The sequence below is a fragment of the Pseudomonas sp. GM78 genome (assembly GCF_000282475.1).
Classification (GTDB): domain Bacteria; phylum Pseudomonadota; class Gammaproteobacteria; order Pseudomonadales; family Pseudomonadaceae; genus Aquipseudomonas.
Genome location: NZ_AKJF01000037.1, coordinates 12,334 through 31,100 on the forward strand (window position 1 = coordinate 12,334; position 18,767 = coordinate 31,100).

The 18,767-nt window shown below is 57.1% G+C and carries 15 protein-coding genes, 1 tRNA gene and 1 pseudogene; 12 read left to right on the forward strand and 5 right to left on the reverse strand.

The window, feature by feature from the left end; genetic code table 11:
* Positions 1-344: 344 nt before the first annotated feature.
* Both PMI35_RS27440 and PMI35_RS35145 read right to left on the reverse strand, forming a co-directional pair.
* Positions 345-710: a GNAT family N-acetyltransferase gene (locus PMI35_RS27440; protein ID WP_008055653.1), complete on the reverse strand. Its 366-nt coding sequence runs from the start codon at positions 708-710 to the stop codon at positions 345-347.
* Positions 711-1,224: 514 nt separating this feature from the next.
* A pseudogene (locus PMI35_RS35145) lies at positions 1,225-1,423 on the reverse strand (hypothetical protein).
* Positions 1,424-1,799: 376 nt separating this feature from the next.
* Between PMI35_RS35145 and PMI35_RS27435 the strand changes: the two are divergent.
* Positions 1,800-2,600 (forward strand): GNAT family N-acetyltransferase, encoded by an 801-nt coding sequence (locus PMI35_RS27435; RefSeq protein ID WP_008055654.1) that lies wholly within the window; start codon positions 1,800-1,802, stop codon positions 2,598-2,600.
* A gap of 53 nt (positions 2,601-2,653) precedes the next feature.
* Here PMI35_RS27435 and PMI35_RS27430 read toward each other — a convergent pair whose 3' ends face one another.
* Complete coding sequence (locus PMI35_RS27430; protein ID WP_008055655.1) at positions 2,654-2,863, reverse strand: hypothetical protein; 210 nt, start codon at positions 2,861-2,863, stop codon at positions 2,654-2,656.
* Positions 2,864-3,336: 473 nt separating this feature from the next.
* Between PMI35_RS27430 and PMI35_RS27425 the strand changes: the two genes are divergently transcribed.
* Together PMI35_RS27425 and umuC are read left to right on the forward strand one after the other, a co-directional pair.
* Complete coding sequence (locus PMI35_RS27425; protein ID WP_008055656.1) at positions 3,337-3,762, forward strand: LexA family protein; 426 nt, start codon at positions 3,337-3,339, stop codon at positions 3,760-3,762.
* Positions 3,755-5,032 (forward strand): translesion error-prone DNA polymerase V subunit UmuC, encoded by a 1,278-nt coding sequence (gene umuC / locus PMI35_RS27420; protein WP_008055657.1) that lies wholly within the window; start codon positions 3,755-3,757, stop codon positions 5,030-5,032. The genes PMI35_RS27425 and umuC overlap by 8 nt, the downstream gene beginning before the upstream one ends.
* A 37-nt stretch (positions 5,033-5,069) precedes the next feature.
* Here the strand turns inward: umuC and PMI35_RS27415 are convergent, their stop codons facing one another.
* Positions 5,070-9,218 (reverse strand): CheR family methyltransferase, encoded by a 4,149-nt coding sequence (locus PMI35_RS27415; RefSeq protein ID WP_008055658.1) that lies wholly within the window; start codon positions 9,216-9,218, stop codon positions 5,070-5,072.
* 418 nt (positions 9,219-9,636) lie between these two features.
* Here PMI35_RS27415 and PMI35_RS27410 point away from each other — a divergent pair.
* Positions 9,637-9,723: transfer RNA gene (locus tag PMI35_RS27410), tRNA-Leu, on the forward strand.
* Positions 9,724-9,795: 72 nt separating this feature from the next.
* On the opposite strand, the gene PMI35_RS27405 is transcribed toward PMI35_RS27410, so the two are convergent.
* A complete protein-coding gene (locus tag PMI35_RS27405; RefSeq protein WP_008055659.1) occupies positions 9,796-10,800 on the reverse strand; it encodes an AraC family transcriptional regulator in 1,005 nt (334 codons plus the stop codon).
* A 152-nt stretch (positions 10,801-10,952) separates the two neighbouring features.
* Between PMI35_RS27405 and PMI35_RS27400 the strand changes: the two genes are divergently transcribed.
* From PMI35_RS27400 to PMI35_RS27365, 8 genes are all read left to right on the forward strand, one after another.
* On the forward strand, positions 10,953-11,933 hold the full coding sequence (locus tag PMI35_RS27400) for a quinone oxidoreductase family protein (RefSeq protein WP_008055660.1): 981 nt from the start codon (positions 10,953-10,955) through the stop codon (positions 11,931-11,933).
* A 10-nt stretch (positions 11,934-11,943) separates the two neighbouring features.
* A complete protein-coding gene (locus tag PMI35_RS27395) occupies positions 11,944-12,792 on the forward strand; it encodes a TauD/TfdA dioxygenase family protein (RefSeq protein WP_008055661.1) in 849 nt (282 codons plus the stop codon).
* Between the two features lie 57 nt (positions 12,793-12,849).
* The gene (locus PMI35_RS27390) at positions 12,850-13,905 is read left to right on the forward strand and encodes a 3-keto-5-aminohexanoate cleavage protein (RefSeq protein ID WP_008055662.1); all 1,056 of its coding nucleotides are present in this window, start codon (positions 12,850-12,852) and stop codon (positions 13,903-13,905) included.
* Between the two features lie 126 nt (positions 13,906-14,031).
* A complete protein-coding gene (locus tag PMI35_RS27385; RefSeq protein ID WP_202949497.1) occupies positions 14,032-15,342 on the forward strand; it encodes an MFS transporter in 1,311 nt (436 codons plus the stop codon).
* Between the two features lie 36 nt (positions 15,343-15,378).
* Positions 15,379-16,110 (forward strand): SDR family NAD(P)-dependent oxidoreductase, encoded by a 732-nt coding sequence (locus PMI35_RS27380; protein ID WP_008055666.1) that lies wholly within the window; start codon positions 15,379-15,381, stop codon positions 16,108-16,110.
* Positions 16,111-16,198: 88 nt separating this feature from the next.
* Complete coding sequence (locus PMI35_RS27375) at positions 16,199-16,801, forward strand: HD domain-containing protein (RefSeq protein ID WP_008055667.1); 603 nt, start codon at positions 16,199-16,201, stop codon at positions 16,799-16,801.
* Positions 16,802-16,882: 81 nt separating this feature from the next.
* The gene (locus tag PMI35_RS27370; protein ID WP_008055668.1) at positions 16,883-17,761 is read left to right on the forward strand and encodes an SDR family NAD(P)-dependent oxidoreductase; all 879 of its coding nucleotides are present in this window, start codon (positions 16,883-16,885) and stop codon (positions 17,759-17,761) included.
* Positions 17,762-17,816: 55 nt separating this feature from the next.
* Positions 17,817-18,668 (forward strand): fumarylacetoacetate hydrolase family protein, encoded by an 852-nt coding sequence (locus PMI35_RS27365; RefSeq protein ID WP_008055669.1) that lies wholly within the window; start codon positions 17,817-17,819, stop codon positions 18,666-18,668.
* Positions 18,669-18,767 lie beyond the last annotated feature (99 nt).

Consider the following 18,767-nt stretch of genomic DNA (forward strand, 5'->3'; position numbering starts at 1 on the left):
GAGCGGTGCTAAGGCTAACGTTGGTGATAGCGGGCAACAATCCCTGTCCTCACGATCTGTGGCGATTCTCTACTTCGTCCAGCGGCGGCAGGCTTATCTGGATGGGGGATTCAGTCGGCAGGAGGCCGTGAGGGTTGTGCGCAAAACCTCCTCTGGAGGCCGCGTGTTTCCGTTTGCATAAGCACAAAAAAGAGGATGTTTTGCCACTGCCAGAAATGAATATTATCCTTATATAACGAGTACATGGGTCGTTATGGTCCCCAGCATGGGGTGCTAGTGAGATTTGGCGGTTAGGCAAAGAACGCTAGCCAGCCAAACCTGGTTCCGCTTCTCTATAAAAAATTTCAATCGACATAGTCGTCAAATTCTGACGGTTCTGTGTTGTCCAGAATTTTTTCGCGTAGGCAGCGAGCAATCAGGGCTGCACCTTCTAGCGTGTAGTAGCTATCACTGCTTGCATGTCGGCCACCCACAGCGTTTAAGCTTGGCTTTCCGAAGCTCCTGCCATGAATATCTGCGGCCACCTTCATCATCGCGGTTCCAATCCCGGCCTTTTGGTATTCGAGGTCAACATTCATGGCGAAGAGAGAAATAAAGCCGTCGCACTCATCAAATTCGATACAGCCAATAAGTCGGCCCTCATAACGGGCCTCAATATCCAGGTCAGCATCTATTACTATGGTTCGGCCTTTTGTGTCAGTGAACTGCATGATTTTCCTGCTGGTAAGCGATTAAAATAGGGTTGATTTTGGGCCAGTGATAGCGAAATAGACCGTACCAAAGTGTTTGAAAATTCACGTAAATGCTGCTGTCGCCTTACTGAAAAGCACCTGCATCATCGCATGATAAACCTCCCCTGAGGCTGCGGCCCCATCCAATAGAGGGGTAATTGTCTAATAACGTTGAGCATGGAATGCTAGGGCGACAAGGAGAAGCATAAATCCCCTGACGTATGCAAAATCGGCATAGCCTTCGGTATCAGAAGGACGTAGTGAATGACCATTGTCTGCATAAATCAGGGTGTTTTTCGGTCCGCAATCAGTAGCTGGTGAGCGGAAACATTGGCCTCTATAGCAACCTTTAAGGCTTGATTGCGGCCCGAAAAAGCTATGACAAGGCGCAGCCTGATTGATTTTCCCTTGGGACTTAAAATCCCTCGCCTATTGAGTGTGTCGGTTCGCTAGAGGCCCAGGGTGACGACCGCCAGCTGCAATCACTCCGGTGTCAACTCACCGCTAGCGTCAGCTTGATGTATTCCTCATTCCTATCGATGGTATTTAGGCAGCAGCGCACGTTGTCGGCTACTTCGGTGGCACCGCGCTGCTCGGCCCAGTTCTACAGTTCGACAGTTCGAGAGCTTCTAGAGCGAGGTGGTTTCGTTGCTCTTGAAGAGTAGGGAAGGGAGCAGATCGGAATTCGGCACGGGCAAGTTCTCAGATGATGAGAAATAGCGCAGCACCTTTAAACAAACTGACGAACGGTCGGCAGGACGCCGAATGAGGGAGTGAAGCTCGTACCAATTTTTGTACCACTGACCGTGTAAAGCAGGTCAAAACCGGGTACGTCTAAGTAAGCAAGTGCCCGGATTTATTGACTATTGTTACTTTGCCTTACCCCTTTAGAATCGCGGTGTAATTTTGCACTCTCGGAATTAGGTCAGTTGCTGTGTGTCTCGAAGGGCTACAACCGACCCTAAGCTGACAGTGAAGCAGAGCCAACTACTGGTACGTACTTGGACGCAAGCGTATTGTTCGATGCGCTTTCCCTCCCTTGGAAATCTTCAAAAAAGGACGACTTACATGGATGTTGAACTGGCACATCAGATTGAGGCCGCAGAAAGCGAGTATTTACGTTCGCGTGTTCAGAACTTGGCAGGGATAAGTGGAAATCCTTATGGCGCACGTGTTTTTTCCAACGGAGACTTTCCGTGCTTTCAGGTGAACGCATCACCTAGCCCAATGTTCAACCGCATCTACGGCGACAGCGCCCGTGATCCCCAGGCACTGTTGAAGTTGCTCAAAGATTCAGCGGAACATTCGGTCGTAACTCCCCTTATCGGGAAACCTGCTGCGTTGGGGCAGTACTCACTTGTGGGCGAAGTGCAGCTTGAGCGTTTGAGGGGCTGGACTCACTTGCAATTTGCGTGTGCCATCGAGAAGGTGGTCTTGAGTCGCCACTCATTCGAAATCGAGGAAGTCACGTCAAAAACTCTTGCTCAGTTCGCAGATGTGCATGCGGGTGGTTTTCATACCAAACCAGAGTACCAATTGCTGAATCAAGCATCATTCGCAGAGCAGACGTCGAGCGGACGTCTGAAAATCTGCGTCCTGAAGGCTGATGGGAAAGTCGTGGCAGGAGCCTCAATGTATCTGGCCAGTAATGGCATTGCCTACCTTGGAACGGCTGCCACCCGAAAGGATGCCCGGGGCCTTGGCTACCATGGAGCACTGATATCTCATCGAATTGAGCAAGCGAAGAAGCATAGCTGCCACTTGATCGCCGCGACCGCGCTGGCCAGCTCCCAAAGTCGCCGAAATCTGCAACGTGCCGGGTTGACGACATCTCATGCCCAAGCACTGTACCGCCTCGCAGATAACTAAGATAAACGGCTGAATACGACCGTCCGCTCTTGGCCGATCACTGCCTGTTGCGTTCACTCCGGCGTCATCATCACCGCGAGCGTCAACTTGATGAACTCCTCGTTCCGGTCGATTGCGACCAGGGCACCGCGCACGTTGTCCGCTACCTCTTCTCCGGCATGCTGCTCGATCCAGTTCGATAACTCGAGTATCGCGGCTTCGAGGGCCAGCTGATTTTCGTTGATCTTGAAGAGCAGGGAAGGGAGCAGGTCTGAGTTTGGCATCGCGATTCCTCCGTGAAGAGGTGAGCGTAGCATCTGGGAAATGAAGTGTTCGAGGGGAGTTGAATTCGGTCGGCAGAACGCCGGAGGAGGGGGTAAAATCAGTTCCCAAACTCAAGGGCAAGCCCGCATTCTACGCGGTCTGTAGTGCATCTGTTTTGCCTCAGTTTCGGAACTAAAAAAGGCTACAGGCCGCAGCCAGTATGCGTTTCACTAGCGGATTGCAAATCCGCCTACGCCGGTTCGATTCCGACCTCGGCCTCCACTATAAATAGCCCCGTAGATCAATGATCTACGGGGTTTTTTATTGCCCTCGGGAAAGTGAAAGTTTCCGCAATTTTTGGAAGGTGTTCCGCAACCACAACTTCGAGTGCGCGTTGACTCACCCATCTATCAGATTTTTCCTACAAAAAAATTGACCGCAAGGCCTTCTGGACGTTAACTGTATATTCGTACAGTATTGGAAGTCGTGCGTCATGAGCTTTGCAATTTTAGGACCTATTGGCCAAGGCGGTCGCAAACTGCCGCTCTGTCTGTTCCGGGTGCCGGCAGGTTTTCCATCGCCCGCAGCGGATCACATCGAAGCGCACATCTCGCTGGATGAAGTGCTGAACATTCGCGCACCGCACGTCTACCTGGTATCGATAACCGGGGAGAGCATGCAAGGGGCGGGGATTTTCGAGGGGGATCTGGCGGTCGTGGACCGCTCGCTTGAACCCGCCCATGGGCATATCGTCGTTGCCTTGCTGAACAACGATCCGGTCTGCAAGCGTCTGTGCTTCCGGGGCAAGGATGTGATCCTGTTGTCGGAGAACCCCAAATACCCCCCGCGCTATGTTCTTGAGAGTGACGAGCTGTCGATCTGGGGTGTGATCACAGGCAGTGTGCGCAGCCATGTCTAAGCCAGCGCCGGTCTACGGTCTGATCGATTGCAACAGTTTTTACGCAAGCTGCGAGCGGGTATTTCGCCCGGACCTGGCCAAGGTCCCGATCGTTGTCCTCTCGAACAACGATGGTTGCGTCATCGCGCGTAGCTACGACGCCAAGCCTTTCGTGAAAATGGGCGAGCCGTATTTCCAGATTAAAAACAAGCTTCGACAGCAGGGCATCGTCGCCTTCTCCTCAAACTATGCCCTGTATGGCGATATGAGCGAGCGGGTGATGACGCTGATCGAGTCGATGGTGCCAGCGGTCGAGGTGTACAGCATCGATGAGGCGTTTGCCGACCTGACCGGTATCGAAGGGCTGGACGTATTCGGTCGTCGGATTCGCAGCCAGGTGCTGCGGTGCACGGGTATCCCGGTAGGCGTTGGCATCGCCCCCACCAAGACCCTGGCCAAGTTGGCCAACCACACGGCGAAAAGATTGCAGGCGCAGACTGGCGGTGTGGTGAACATTTGCGACCCGGTGAAACGCGATTGGGTGCTGCGCAACACCGACGTGGGTGAAGTGTGGGGCGTGGGCCGACGCATGAAAATGCACTTGAATGCACTGGGCATCAAGTCCGCCATGGACCTGGCCAAGGCGGATGCCTGGTCGCTGCGCAAACACTTCAGCGTGGTGATCGAGAAGACCGCCCGGGAACTGGCGGGAACGCCGTGCCTGGAACTGGATGAACCGGACCCGCCAAAGCAGGAGATCTGCTGCAGCCGAATGTTCGGCATGCGGCTGAAGGAACTTGCACCGATCAAGGAGGCCGTCGCCACCTACATGATGCGCGCCTCGGAAAAGCTCAGGGCGCAGAATTCCCTGTGCAAGAAGATCAGGGTCAGTATCCGTACCGGCATGTTCAATCCCGAGGAGGCCAAATACGCGAACGGTGTGGTGGTGGATCTGCCGTACCCAACAGACGACGTGCGCCTGCTGACCAGGACGGCCGTCGACGCGCTTGATCGAGTATTCCGCCCGGGATACGCCTACAGCAAAGCTGAGGTCATGCTGCTGAACCTGTGCCAGCCCGGCGAGTATACGGATGATCTGTTCGCCGCCTCGCAACCGGCTGAGGCCAGTCGCGTGATGGCGGTGCTGGATCAGATCAACGGAAGGTGGGGAAGGGGAACGCTTCGGGCCGCCAGTGTGCCAACCCATCCGGATTGGGGCATGCGCCGGGAAATGATGAGCCAGAGCTACACCACGAAGCTCGACCAGCTTTGGAAGGTCCAGGCCATATGAGCTTGTCTGCGCAAGCTCACCGTATCAGCTGCGCACCTCAATAGGGTCTTGAATTACACGCCTCATCAATGATGTCGATAAAATCATCATGGGACACCGGCTTGCTCACGTGGTAATTAAAGCCCGATTGCCTGGCCTTTTTCTCGTCGGTGCTGGTGGTATAGCCCGTCAGGGCAATGGCCGGTGTGTGTTTGAGTTGGGCGATCTGGCGAATGGCGTGAATCAGTTCGTGCCCATTCATGAGCGGCATGCCGATGTCCGAGATGATCACGTCGTAGCTGCTGTCCCTGGCCGCTTGCAGGGCCTTGAGCGGATCGCTGAAGGCATCGACGTGGGCATCCTCCATTTCCAGCAACATCTGCAGGACTTCCATCACGTCGCTCGAATCATCCACCAGCAGCACTTTCTGGCCGATCAGGCGCCCCGGTTCAGCGGGGCTTTGCGGTTGGTCGTTGGCGTGCTGTGGCGTCTGGCACAGTGGCAACAGGACGGTAAACCGGCATCCGCGGCCCAGGCCTTCGGAATGTACGTTCACCGAGCCGCCATGGGCTTCGACCAATTGGCGCACCAATGACAGGCCGATGCCCAGGCCTTCGCGCTGTTGCGGGGTGTGCTGGTTTTCCGCCTGGCTGAACAGGTCGAACACCTTGTGCAGGTTATCCTGTTCAAGCCCTGCGCCGCTGTCGATGACATCCAGGCGTGCCATGCCGTCGACCTGGCTGGCAATCAGCTCGACTTGACCATTTTCCGGGGTGAACTTCAACGCGTTGTTCACCAGGTTCCAGATGATCTGTTCCAGGCGTGTGCTGTCGGCATCGACCACCAGCGGCGGCTCGGGGGGCTGAGGCACCTGTAGCGTGATGACGCACGGATGCTGGTCATTGACCACCACGGTGTGAATGTCCTGGAGAATCCGGACCAGGTCCACGGCCTGTTTTTTCAGCTTGAGCTTGCCGGTGCGCACGCGGGCGACATCCAGCAGGTCGTCGATGATGCGCGCCTGGCTCGTCACGGCATAGCAGATGGTATTGACCGCCTTCATGGCCGGGCCGACGGATTTGGTCATCGGCAGTCGCCGCAGCAGTTCGGCATTGAGCTGGATAAGGTTGAGCGGGTGCTTGAGCTCGTGGGACATCACGGCAAAGAACTCGTCCTTGAGGTGACTGCTGGTCTGGGTTTCGGCCAGTTGCTGGCTTTGCTGGTCATGAATGCGCTTGTGACCGGTGAGGTCGCGGGCAATCTTCACATAGCCCTGCAGGCTTTCCCCCTTGAGCAGGGCGACTTCGCCGCTGCAATAGAAGCGGCTGCCGTCCTTGCGCAGGTGCCAGCGCTCGTCTTCGCCTCGCCCATGTTCGCGTGCCGCCGCCAGTTCAGCCTCGGGCACGCCATCGGCGCGGTCCTCGGGGGTGAAGATCAGGTCGTAGCAGGCGCCCAGGACTTCGTCCTTGGCGTAACCGAAAATCAGCTGCGCACCGGTGTTCCAGTCGGTGATCATGCCGTGGTCGTCGAGAATGATGATCGCGAAGTCGTGGGTGCTTTCCGCGACCAGGCGCATGCGCTCCTCACCCAGGCGCAGCTCGTCTTCGGCGGCGCGACGCTTGGTGATGTCAATGAAGGTCAGCACCGTGCCGTCGATGTGGTCCTCGCTGGAACGGTAGGGCAGCAGGCGGGCGATGTACCAGCGCTGGTCGTTGCTGCTGACCTCGCGTTCGATCATGTTCAGCGAATCGAAGACGGTCGCCGCGTCCTCGGCCAACTGCGGGTAATCCAGGCGGTGGGTGATGTCCATCAGCGAGCGCCCGGTGTCGACCGGCAGCATGCTGAAGATGTCCGTGGCCCTGGGGGTGAACCAGCGGATGCGCATGTTGCGATCGACGAAGACGGTGGCAATGTCGGTGGAGGCAATCAGGTTGGTGAGGTAGTCGTTGATCTTGTCGGTTTCTTCAACCTTGGTCTTGAGCTCGTAGTTGACGGTCAACAGTTCCTCGTTGATCGATTGCAGCTCTTCCTTGCTGGTCTCCAGCTCTTCGGTGGCCGAACGCAGCTCCTCGTTGATGGCCTGCATTTCCTCGTTGGAGGCCTTGAGCTCTTCGCTGGAAACCTCCGATTGCTCGATGGTCTCCTGCAAATGCAGCTTGGTGCGCTGCAGCTCTTGCTCGAGATTGCTCAACATCCGGTTTTCGGTCTGGTTGGCGACGTTGGCGAGGGAGTCCTGAGGCACTACTTCGCGCTCTTCGAAGATCACCAGGACGTACTCGTTTTCTGTCTCGTCGTCCTTGTACGGGTGCGCGGTCAGGTCGACCAGGTAGTTGCGCTGCTCACGCTCGATCCGCACTTTGCGCGAGGTCACTGGCGTGCCGGCCTGCTGCACCTGAAACAGCGTGGTACGGATCTCCAGTCGCAGGTCCGGGTGGGCGAGCGTCAGCAAGTTGCGCGACAACTCTCCCGCCACGTAACGCAGGAAACGTCCGGCACCTTCGGTGATGTGCAGGATATTGGCATGGGTGTCGACGATGATGCTCGGCGGCGCGGCCTTTTCCAGGGCGCGCAGGTGGATATCGGCGTAGGACGTCTTGCGCACGGTTTGGGTGACGACTGGGCTGCTGGCGACGGTGGTGCGCACGTAGCCACCCCGCGGCATGGCCGGTGCCCGCCGGGTATTGGCCAGGCCGCTCTTCGCGCGGAAGATGCGGTTGCGTTTGTCCACGGGGGTGAACAGGTCCAGGCAGGCGTCAGCGGACTCGGAAGACCCCAGGAACAGGTAGCCGCCTGGGCGCAAGGCAAAATGGAACATCTGCATGATGTCGCGCTGCACGTCGCGGTCGAGGTAGATCAGCAGGTTTCTGCAGACGATCAGGTCGATTTGCGAGAACGGCGGGTCCAGCAACAGGCTGTGCCTGGCGAACAGCACTTTCTCGCGGATTTCCTTGCGTACGCGAAAGTGCTGTTGCTCCCGGCTGAAGTACCGGCGCATGTAGGACGACGGCACGTCCGTTGCGATCGCCTCGGGATAGACGCCGTTGCGGCCGAAGGCGATGGCCCGGTCATCGATATCCGTGGCGAAGACTTGCAGCTTGGCAGGGCTGTCTTGCTGCACCAGCTGTTCGGTCAACAGCATCGCCAGGCTATAGGCTTCTTCACCGGTGGAGCAGCCCGCCGACCAGACACGGATCTCATCACGGTGCGGCAGTGAGTCCTGCAACGACTTGAGCAGGCCGGGCACGACATCGCGCTCCAGCGCCTGGAAGGCTTCCCGGTCGCGAAAGAAATTGGTAACGCCGATCAGCATGTCGCACAGCAGTTCCCGGGTTTCTTGCGGGTGTACTTGCAGGTACTGATAGTAGGCGGCCAGATCCGGTTGCGCGGTCACTTGCAGGCGCCGCTCGATGCGGCGCAGCACCGTGGCGCGCTTATAGTGCTTGAAGTCGTGGCCAGTGCCCGCGCGCAGTTGCAGCAGAATGTCCTGCAGCAGCTGTTCCGCGACGACAGCGTCGCGCTCGCTGGCAGCAGGGCCGATACTGGCGTCAGGGTCGTCGGTGATGGGCAGGTGAATGGCTTGCGAGTTGTGCCACAGCTCCAGCAGTTTTTGCGGCATTTGCACCACCGGCAGCACCAGATCGACCATCTGGGTGTCGATGGCGGCGCGGGGCATGCCGTCGAACTCGGCATCTTCAGGGGCCTGCACCAGCGTGACGCCGCCTTGTTCCTTGATGCGCGACAACCCCACCGCGCCGTCGGAACCCGTGCCCGACAGCACCAGGCAAAAGGCACGCTCCTTGTGCACATCCGCCAGATCCCTGAAAAACAGGTCGATGGCGATGCTCAAGCCAGGGTGACGATCGGCCGGCGTCACCGACAGGTAGCCATCGCTCATGGTCAGGTGGTGCGCGGGCGGGATGACGTAGACAGTGTTCTTTTGGATGTCAGTGGTTTCGGTCACCTGCAGCACTGGCATCCCGGTGACTTCCTGGATGATCCGGTCGACGATGCTCTGGTGATCCGGTGACAGATGAAGAATGACCACGAAGGCCATGCCGTTGTCATCGGGCATGTGCTGGAAAAATGATTTCACGGCCTGAAGCCCGCCGGCTGAAGCGCCGATGCCTACCACAGGAAAGTCCAGCGTACTCGGGGTCAACTCTCTGCGCTGGGGGGCATCGGGGGCGTGCTTCGTGGAAGACTTCATCAATTAAGGCCTTAAATGGCGATGGCGGCAGCCTGCCGACGCCAATTCAAACGGGTCCAGGAAAGGGGTGAGGATAATGCGGACTGCACCGCATTGCGAAGGCAAATATTGGCGCTGCTGGCACCAGCATAGATCAGGTTGCGGGGTTGGCTGGCCTGGCAGCGGGCGAGGGCGGTGAAAAGGTAGGGTTGTGCCGCCAAACTGTTGAAACATAAGGTGATATTGTCGTTTTCGCGGCGCAATGGGGGCAAGTTCGCTGTCGATCTTGCCCGATGCTGTAAAAAAACACCGTAGATCCATGATTTCAGGCGCTTTTTTTTCCGCAACCGGGTCGATCCAGTGTTCGAAAAACACCGTCGCAAACTTGCTTCGCCCGGACGGGATGTATATATTCCCCCCTCTGATTCACCGCGCTACCGCCCGAATGGCGAAACTGGTAGACGCATGGGACTTAAAATCCCCCGCTCGTAAGGGCGTGCCGGTTCGATTCCGGCTTCGGGCACCATGAATATCAAGGGTTTACCGTTTATGCGGTAAGCCCTTTTTTATTGGCTGCGGTTTTTGAGCGCGCGCCACACTACGCTCGCTGCTTCTCCCTACGCCATGCCGTCACACTGCAACCAAAGCGCCCCGAAAACCATCTCGAAAAGGCACTCAAGGACGAGAAGCCTAGAAGAATGGCGACTTCTGAAAGCGATCGCTCGCGGTTCACGACATAACGGTTCACCAGATCGACCCGAACGTCATCAACAATGGATGAGTAGCTTTGATCGTGATGGGCGAGATGGCGATACATAGTCTTGCGGTCCACGCCAAGCTGCTGGGCCACTTTTTCGGCTACGCATTCGCCCGCCGGCAATAGCGCGAAGACTAATTTGCGCACTTTGTCAGGCATCGTCACGTCGGACTGGGCCAGTTTTGCATCGAGGAATTCCCGTGCATGACGCGCAATCAATGGGTCATAGGACTGGATCGCCGCATCCAGATCGCTGGTGGCCAGGACAATGCCGTCGAATTCATGGTTGAACCGAACCGAAGCACCAAACACCTGCCGGTGCATCGCCAGGTTGGCTGGCGCCTGGTGCGTGAAACAGACACTGCGAGGTTTCCAGGCGGGGCCAAGCAGTTGTTTCAATGTTCGGAAAATCACGCAGGTGACGAGCTCGGTCGCTTGTCGTACTGACCCCCCCATGTTGTCCGTGAGTTCCTGCTTGAAAATCGCCACGCCGTTCGCTTCTTCAATGCTTAAGTCCATTGATTCGTTAGTGAGCCCGAGGCGGCGTGTCAGCGATTGCCAAGCTTTGCGCAGCGTCTGCTCCTCGCGCAGGGCGATGGCCAGGGGACCGAGGTTATCCAGCTGGCGGGTTTGGCCCATGCGCAGGCCAAAGTCTTCGATCTTCGCGGCATACGCAGAGTCTTCCAACAAGTGCATGACCGATTTTGCCGGGATCATGATGCTTGGATCCATCAGCGCCGCATCGGTGATGCCTGCCTTGCGCAATTGTCGATAGGGGTCCAGGCCGACGGAGAGGGCTACGTCGATAAAATTCGTCAGGCTTGAACTTCTAAGCAAACTCGGCATTGGAACTCCATTTTTGCCTCGAGATGTAAAAAAAATACCCCAGAATGTCAAGTCCAACAGCGGACATTCGCGGATACTTTTTCTACGAGTGGCGCTAACCACACTGATATTGAGCGCAATCGATCGGCATTTCGTATTCGAGGAGAATCAATTTGGCACACGTAATTCGTATGAATGAAACAGGTGGTCCGGATGTTCTGCGGTGGGAAGAAATAGAGGTTGGCGATCCGGGTCCTGGGCAGGTTCGGTTGCGTCATGAAGCGGTGGGCCTGAATTTTGCCGATACCTATTTCCGCTCGGGGCTGTACCCGATGCCGCTTCCCGCCGGCATGGGCGTGGAAGGCGCTGGCGTGGTCCAGGCCGTTGGCGAAGGGGTGAGCAATGTTGCGGTCGGCGATCGGGTTACCTACACCGGCTTCCTTAACACCTTGGGTGCCTATAGCACCGAGCGCCTGATACCCGCGGCGCCCTTGATCAAACTGCCCGATGCCATTTCGTGCGAAACAGCGGCGGGCATGACCATGCGCGGGCTGACGTCGTCCTACCTGATGCGTCGCATCCATGACTTCAAGGCCGGCGACACCATCCTCATGCATGCGGCGGCGGGCGGGGTCGGACTGATCGTGTCGCAGTGGGCCAAGCTGCTCGGTGTGACGGTTATCGGCACCGTATCGAGCGAAGCCAAGGCCGAGATTGCGCGGGCCCATGGTTGTGACCATACGATCAACTACAGCCACGAAGACGTGTCCGCACGGGTCCGCGAGTTGACCGATGGCGTTGGCGTCAACGTGGTGATCGACAGTGTGGGCAAAGACACCTTCGATGCCTCTTTGAATTCGGTCAAGCGGCGCGGGCTGGTCGTATGCCTGGGCTTCGCCTCCGGCCCGGTCTCAGGCTTTGATCCACAAATCCTTGCCACCAAGGGGTCGCCTTTCCTGACCCGTCCGGCACTGGCGGATTACATCGTCGATCCGGTGGAAAAGGCCGCACTCGCCGGGGAAATCTTCGGTCATGTTGCAGCCGGTCGCATCAACATCCCGATCAACCAGCGTTACGCGCTACAGGACGCGGTGCAGGCCCATCGCGATCTGGAAGCGCGCAAAACCACGGGTTCCTCGATTTTCGTGATCTGAGGAGGTCACCATGCGAGTTGAACAACTGACCTGTTCCATCGGTGCCGAGCTAACCGGTGTCAATGTAGCCGATGCAATCCACGACGATGAAGTGTTCGGGCTTATCCGCGAGGCGTTGATCAAACATCGGGTACTGTTTCTGCGTGACCAGGACATAACCAGGGCTGAACATGCGAGGTTTGCACGCCGCTTTGGCGATCTCGAGGACCACCCGGTAGCGCCAACCGACCCCGAGGCGCCCGGTCTGGTGCAAATCTACAAGCGCCCGGACGCGCCGCTCGAACGCTATGAGAACACCTGGCATACCGATGCCACCTGGCGTCAGGCACCGCCGATGGGGGCCGTGCTGCGCTGCGTGGAGTGTCCGCCAGTAGGGGGTGACACGATGTGGGCCAATATGGTGTTGGCCTATGACAACCTGCCGGATCAGGTCAAGGCGCAGATAAGCGACCTGATTGCCAGTCATAGCATCCAGTCGAGTTTCGGCGCGGCAATGCCGCGTGAAAAACGCCATGCGTTGAAGGCCCAGTTTCCGGACGCGGAGCATCCGGTGGTCCGCACTCATCCTGAAACCGGCGAAAAGGTCCTGTTCGTCAATGCCTTCGCGACGCACTTCGTGAACTACCACACCAAGGAACGCGTGCGTTACGGACAAGATTGCAACCAGGCCGGTGGCGACCTGCTGCAATACCTGATCAGCCAGGCGTACGTACCGGAATATCAAGTGCGCTGGCGCTGGAGGAAAAACAGCATGGCGATCTGGGACAACCGCTGCACCCAGCATTACGCCGTGATGGATTATCCACCGTGCCATCGCCAGATGGACCGCGCCACGATCATCGGTGACCGGCCTTATTGAGCGGGTAGGCACAGCCTTTTTCCAATCCGATCCAACTAGCTGACAGTGAGATAGAAAATGCAATTTCTAGACGATTCGCTGCACCCGGAAAACCAGGAAAAAGTAGTTATTACCGTCGCTCCGTACGGTCCCGAGTGGATGCCTGAGGATTTCCCGGAAGATATACCGGTCACCATGGCAGAACACATCGAAAAGGCAGTGGAGTGTTACGAGGCTGGCGCCACTGTGCTGCACCTGCATGTGCGCGAACTTGATGGCAAGGGCTCCAAACGCCTGTCCAAATTCAATGAGCTGATCGCCGGAGTGCGCGAAGCTGTCCCGGACATGATCATCCAGGTCGGCGGTTCAATTTCATTCGCCCCGGAAAACGATGGCCAGGCCGCCAAGTGGCTGTCCGACGACACGCGCCATATGCTGGCAGACCTTGATCCGAAGCCCGACCAGGTGACGGTAGCGATCAACACGACGCAGATGAACATCATGGAGTTGCTCTATCCCGAATACATCGAGGGCACCTCACTGGGCAATCCGCTACTCGGCGCAGCCTATAGCGAGATGACAGTGCCCGCGGGACCTGCCTGGGTGGCGGAGCACCTGCGTCGATTGCAGGCATCCGGGATTCAGCCGCACTTCCAGCTCACGGGTATCCACGCGCTCGAAACCCTGCAGCGCCTGGTCCGCAAAGGCGTTTACACCGGCCCATTGAATTTGACCTGGATCGGGGTGGGCGGAGGATTCGAGGGCCCCAATCCGTTCAATTTCATGAACTTCGTCCAGCGTGTACCGCAAGCGTGCACATTGACCGCCGAGTCTCTGCTCAAGAATGTGCTGCCGTTCAACATGATGGCATTGGCCATGGGGTTGCACCCGCGCTGCGGCAACGAAGACACCATCATTGGTCAGCATGGCCAGCGCTTCGGCTCTGTGGATCAGGTCCGGCAAACGGTTCGTGTGGCAAAAGAGCTGGGCCGCGAGATTGCGACCGGCAAGGAGGCGCGCCAAATCTACCGCATTGGCACCTGGTACAAGGACGCAGACGAAACCCTAGCTGCAAACGGCATGCTTCCCAACCGCACTGCGGGCCCGATAGTTCCCTCGACCCACGGTCGATAGTTCTCCTCTCAGAGCACGGGCAGAAAGGCGGTAGCGCCTTCCTGCCCGGACTGCAGCCGTGCGCAATTCGCTTGAATTGCGTGGGATAAAAATAATGGGGGCGATATGCAGGTAGAGAAGTTTTCCATGTCGATTGCAGCGAATCCTCCGCGCGAGATTTCACGCCCGCGTGCCTATTGCTGGCTGGTATTTATCGTTATCTATGCATTGATGCTGTCTGACTACATGTCGCGACAGGCACTCAATGCAGTCTTTCCACAACTGAAGGCCGAGTGGGCCTTGAGCGATGCGCAACTCGGCCTGCTCAGCGGTATCGTGGGCCTGGCGGTGGGTTTGCTGGCTGTACCGGCCGCGTTGATGGCGGACCGCTGGGGGCGGGTTAAAAGTGTGGTGATCATGGCGCTGTTCTGGAGCCTGAGCACTTTGGCCTGTGGGCTGGCAGAACACTATAACCAGCTGCTGCTCGCCCGATTGTTCGTCGGTATAGGCGAGGCGGGCTACGGCAGCGTTGGGCTTGCAATCATCTTGAGTGTATTCCCGTCTTCCATGCGTGCCACGCTGACCGGGGCCTTTACTTCCGCCGGGATGTTTGGCTCGGTACTGGGGCTGGCTTCAAGCGGCGTGATTGCGAATCACTTTGGTTGGCGCGCCGCGTTGATTGCCATGTCGGCGCTCGGATTTCTCTTGATCCTGTTCTTTGCATTCACGGTGAGTGAAACACGCCTGGCGCGGTACAGGCACCTCGAGTTGGCCGAGTCGCCGGTGGAGGGCAAACGTGTTGAAAAAATTCGATTGCGCTCACTTCTCAAGACCTTGTTCGGCGCGCCTACGCTGGTGTTCACCTATGTTGGCAGTGGCCTTCAGCTCTTTACCGCGTACACCATCATTGCCTGGATGCCCAGCTACCTTAACCGCTACTACGATTTACCCGCTGACAAGTCGGCACTGGCGGCGGCCGTTTTACTGATCGCCAGCGGGCTCGGCATGGGTTTGTGCGGCGTGTTCACTGACTGGGTGGGGCGCAAGTCGGACAAAAATAAAGCGCTGCCCGCCATCCTCTACTGCCTGGGATCCTGCGTATTGCTGATGATCAGCATGCGCTTGCCACCCGGCACCGGACAGTTTGCGGTCATCATCACGGGCGTTTTTTTTGCGGCTGGCACTTATGGCTCGGCGGGCGCCATCGTTACCGATCTGGTGCATGTCTCTCTCCATGGCACCGCCATTGCTACCCTGGCGCTGGCCGGCAACCTGCTGGGTGCCGCGCCAGGGCCCTATCTGACGGGCCTGCTCGCCGACAGAATCGGCCTGCTCGGTGCGTTGCAGTGGGTCCCGTTAGTCTCGATTGGCGCAGCATTGGCGTTTGCTTTCGCAAGGTCTCATTACCTCCACGACCTGCGCCGCCATGCGTCCTCCAGTTGCCAACAATCGCGTTGAAAAACACCTCTCACATCCCGTAAGGAAATGCAGACGATGAATCACATCCTTTCAAAACCGCTCAAGGGTAAAGTCGCCGTCATCACCGGTGCTGGTCGTGGCATTGGCCGCGCCATTGCCCTGGCCTATGCGCAGGCCGGCGCCGCGGTGGTTTGCAGTGCACGCAGCGCAGCGGAAATAGCCGAGACCGTGCGCATGATCATCGAGGCAGACGGCCAGGCTGTCGCCCAGACAGCCGACGTGGGTGACTACGCCGCAGTCGTCGCCCTGTACCAGCGCGCCAGCGATGAATTCGGCGGTGTCGATATCGTAGTCGCCAACGCCGGCATCGCGAACGAGCAACGACGGATCGAGGACAGTGACCCTGCACAGTGGCGCAAGACCATCGACATCAACCTGACCGGTGCCTACCACACCGCTCATGCCGCCATCCCGCACCTGCGCCGGCGCGGTGCCGGGAAAATCATCATGATCGGTTCTGGCCAGCGCCACCGTGCCACCCCCGGTTTTTCGGCCTACTCCTGCAGCAAGAGCGGTATGTGGATGCTCACCCAGTCGCTCGCGCTGGAACTGCTGGAATACAACATCAGTGTCAACGAGCTGATTCCAGGGCCTGTACAGACCGAGATGACGCGCGATGCGGCGATCCCCCCGGGAGAGTGGTTCAAGACCCCGGAAGACGTGGTGTCGCTGGCCTTGTTCCTGGCGGATATGCCCGAGGCAGGACCTACCGCTCAGAGTTACAGCCTTATGCGCCGCGCGATCTGATGAGTAAGACGTTTTGGAACAAGTGACGACTCTAACTTAACTAATGAATGTCGCTTTAACTAAAATTCATCAAGATGAGAAGAGTTAAATGAGCGAAACTGCATTGTTTACCCGGATGGATCAAAGCACTCAACAAGACTGGGATATCATAGCTGCAGAGTTTAAAAGCTTTGCCAGCGCCTTGCCGGATCGAATTATCGCGCACATGAATCTGCTGTCGGGTGATTTTTCCGGCTTTCCGATTGATCGCCTGAGTCACTGCCTGCAAACGGCTACGCGCGCCTATCGTGATGGTCGCGATGAAGAGTATGTGGTGTGCGCGTTACTGCATGACATCGGTGATACGTTAGGCGCCTACAATCACTCTGAAGTGGCGGCGGTTATCCTCAAACCCTTTGTCAGCGAAGAAAATCACTGGATGATCCAGAATCATGGGATTTTTCAGGGTTATAACTTTTTTCACCGCATTGGAATGGATCGCCACATGCGCGACATGTTCAAGGAACATTCGAACTATGTGCGCACTGCAGAGTTTATCGAGTTGTACGACAGTCCTGCCTTCGACCCTGAAGGTGAAACGTTGCCCCTGAGTTTTTTTGAACCGATGCTGCGGCGTGTATTTGCCAAGCCCAGGTTGTCCCTCTACGGACCCATGTTTAGCGCTGAAACACCCGCTTACCCCAAAATGTAAAATTATTACCCCAGATCGTCAAAACCGGATTTATTTTTCTGCAGATACTTGTCTCACGTCAACCAAATACCGGAGTCATTTATGCCATTGGACGAGCAACTTGAACACGCGCCATTTGAAATGGCGCAGGCAAGCACGCGCAACTTTGCAGGCCGTGTCGTATTGATTACCGGCGCTGGCCGTGGCCTGGGGGGAACCATTGCACTGCATTTCGCGAGGGCCGGTGCGGATGTCGTGATCTGCGATATCGATATTCCCGCCCTGGAGGAAACCCGAAAGGCTGTTGAAGCGGCAGGTGCCAACTGCCTGGCCCTGCACTGCGACATCTCTTCGAGCAGCCAGGTCGTCGCCATGTTCGCCGACATTGTCCAGCGTTTTGGCACTTTGCACATTCTGGTGAATAACGCGGCGCTGGCTCCCACGGGGGCAGCTGACGCAGTACGACGCAATAAACACTACGCCTACATCACGACTGCGCAACCGAGACAGTCGCTAGGTTTCACCAGTGAAATTACCGACGAGGAGTGGCATCGGTACTGGGATGTCAATGTGCACGGCATGTTCTATTGCACGCGCGAAGCGCTCAAGCTGATGCAGGAACAGCGCTATGGTCGCATCGTGAACCTTGCCTCGATCGCCGGGATGTCGGCAATCAGTGCGCACAGTCCGCACTACAGCGCGTCGAAGGGCGCCGTCATTGCCTTCACCAAATCGGTCGCGGCGGAAGTTGCCGGGGGCAATATCCTGGTCAATGCCTTGGCACCGGGCGGGGTGTCGACTCCTTTCTTTGAAGAATATCTCGACTCCATCGGCGAGGAAGGTCGGCGCAGGTTCTGGCAAGTCATACCGGCGGGCAGGTTCGGGACAACGGATGAATATGCGTCCGTGGCGACGTTCCTTGCAGGCGATCACTATTTCGTGGGGCAGGTCATCAGTCCCAATGGGGGCGCCGTCCTTTAAACAGCGCGAACTGGCTGTTGAGTACAACACCCCACTTCAACATCTGGACGAAACTATGCGATTGGTAAGATTCGGAGAAAAGGGCAGGGAGAAGCCTGGGCTGCTCGATAGCCAGGACATCATCAGAGACCTGAGCGGTATGCTCAGCGACATCGACGCAAGTACATTCACGCCATCATCTCTGGCGCATCTACAGGATATCGACCCGTCGACTCTCCCAGCCGTGGAGGGGAGTCCAAGGTTGGGGGCGCCACTGCGGGTAACCGGCAAGTTCCTCGCGATTGGGTTGAATTACCGGGATCATGCGCAGGAAGCCAATCTGCCGATTCCCTCGGAACCTATCGTGTTCATGAAGGCCAACTCCTGTGTCACGGGCCCCCATGATGAAATCATCCTTCCACCCGATAGCCAAAAAACCGATTGGGAGGTTGAACTTGGAATTGTTATTGGCAGTGAAGGCGCCTACCTCGATAAGAAAGATGCACTCGCGCATGTAGCGGGTTATGTCCTGGTTAATGATGTTTCGGAAAGAGCCTATCAATTGGAGCGTGGGGGGACCTGGGATAAAGGAAAGAGTTGCGATAGTTTTGGCCCGATCGGCCCATGGTTCATCACCAAGGATGAGATAGGCGACGTACAGAACTTATCCATGTGGCTGGATGTGAACGGCGTTCGCCGGCAAACAGGGAACACGGCGACGATGATTTTTGATGTGCCCACCCTCGTGGCGTATATCAGCCAGTTCATGCGGCTTTACCCTGGCGACATTATTACCACGGGTACGCCTCCAGGCGTTGGGATGGGTATCAAGCCCACACCGGTTTTCCTTGAAGAAAACGACATTGTCACTTTGGGTATTGAAAAACTCGGCCAGCAACGCCAGGCGTGTGTTCGCTATAAAGGTTGATTTCAACAAGCAATGATCTCGGCAGGAAAGTGCAACCCCGTCATCGAAATACTTGATGTTGTTTAGATAAAAACAAAAACAAACGGAGACAAGTCAATG

Excerpts from the sequence above, each read along its gene's own strand:
- PMI35_RS27375 (WP_008055667.1), top strand. The coding sequence starts at position 16,199 with ATGAGCGAAACTGCATTGTTTACCCGGATGGATCAAAGCACTCAACAA.
- PMI35_RS27395 (WP_008055661.1), top strand. The coding sequence starts at position 11,944 with ATGCGAGTTGAACAACTGACCTGTTCCATCGGTGCCGAGCTAACCGGT.
- PMI35_RS27435 (WP_008055654.1), top strand. The coding sequence starts at position 1,800 with ATGGATGTTGAACTGGCACATCAGATTGAGGCCGCAGAAAGCGAGTAT.
- PMI35_RS27380 (WP_008055666.1), top strand. The coding sequence starts at position 15,379 with ATGAATCACATCCTTTCAAAACCGCTCAAGGGTAAAGTCGCCGTCATC.
- PMI35_RS27370 (WP_008055668.1), top strand. The coding sequence starts at position 16,883 with ATGCCATTGGACGAGCAACTTGAACACGCGCCATTTGAAATGGCGCAG.
- umuC (WP_008055657.1), top strand. The coding sequence starts at position 3,755 with ATGTCTAAGCCAGCGCCGGTCTACGGTCTGATCGATTGCAACAGTTTT.
- PMI35_RS27365 (WP_008055669.1), top strand. The coding sequence starts at position 17,817 with ATGCGATTGGTAAGATTCGGAGAAAAGGGCAGGGAGAAGCCTGGGCTG.
- PMI35_RS27405 (WP_008055659.1), bottom strand. The coding sequence starts at position 10,800 with ATGCCGAGTTTGCTTAGAAGTTCAAGCCTGACGAATTTTATCGACGTA.
- PMI35_RS27385 (WP_202949497.1), top strand. The coding sequence starts at position 14,032 with ATGTCGATTGCAGCGAATCCTCCGCGCGAGATTTCACGCCCGCGTGCC.
- PMI35_RS27390 (WP_008055662.1), top strand. The coding sequence starts at position 12,850 with ATGCAATTTCTAGACGATTCGCTGCACCCGGAAAACCAGGAAAAAGTA.
- PMI35_RS27415 (WP_008055658.1), bottom strand. The coding sequence starts at position 9,218 with ATGAAGTCTTCCACGAAGCACGCCCCCGATGCCCCCCAGCGCAGAGAG.
- PMI35_RS27440 (WP_008055653.1), bottom strand. The coding sequence starts at position 710 with ATGCAGTTCACTGACACAAAAGGCCGAACCATAGTAATAGATGCTGAC.
- PMI35_RS27430 (WP_008055655.1), bottom strand. The coding sequence starts at position 2,863 with ATGCCAAACTCAGACCTGCTCCCTTCCCTGCTCTTCAAGATCAACGAA.
- PMI35_RS27425 (WP_008055656.1), top strand. The coding sequence starts at position 3,337 with ATGAGCTTTGCAATTTTAGGACCTATTGGCCAAGGCGGTCGCAAACTG.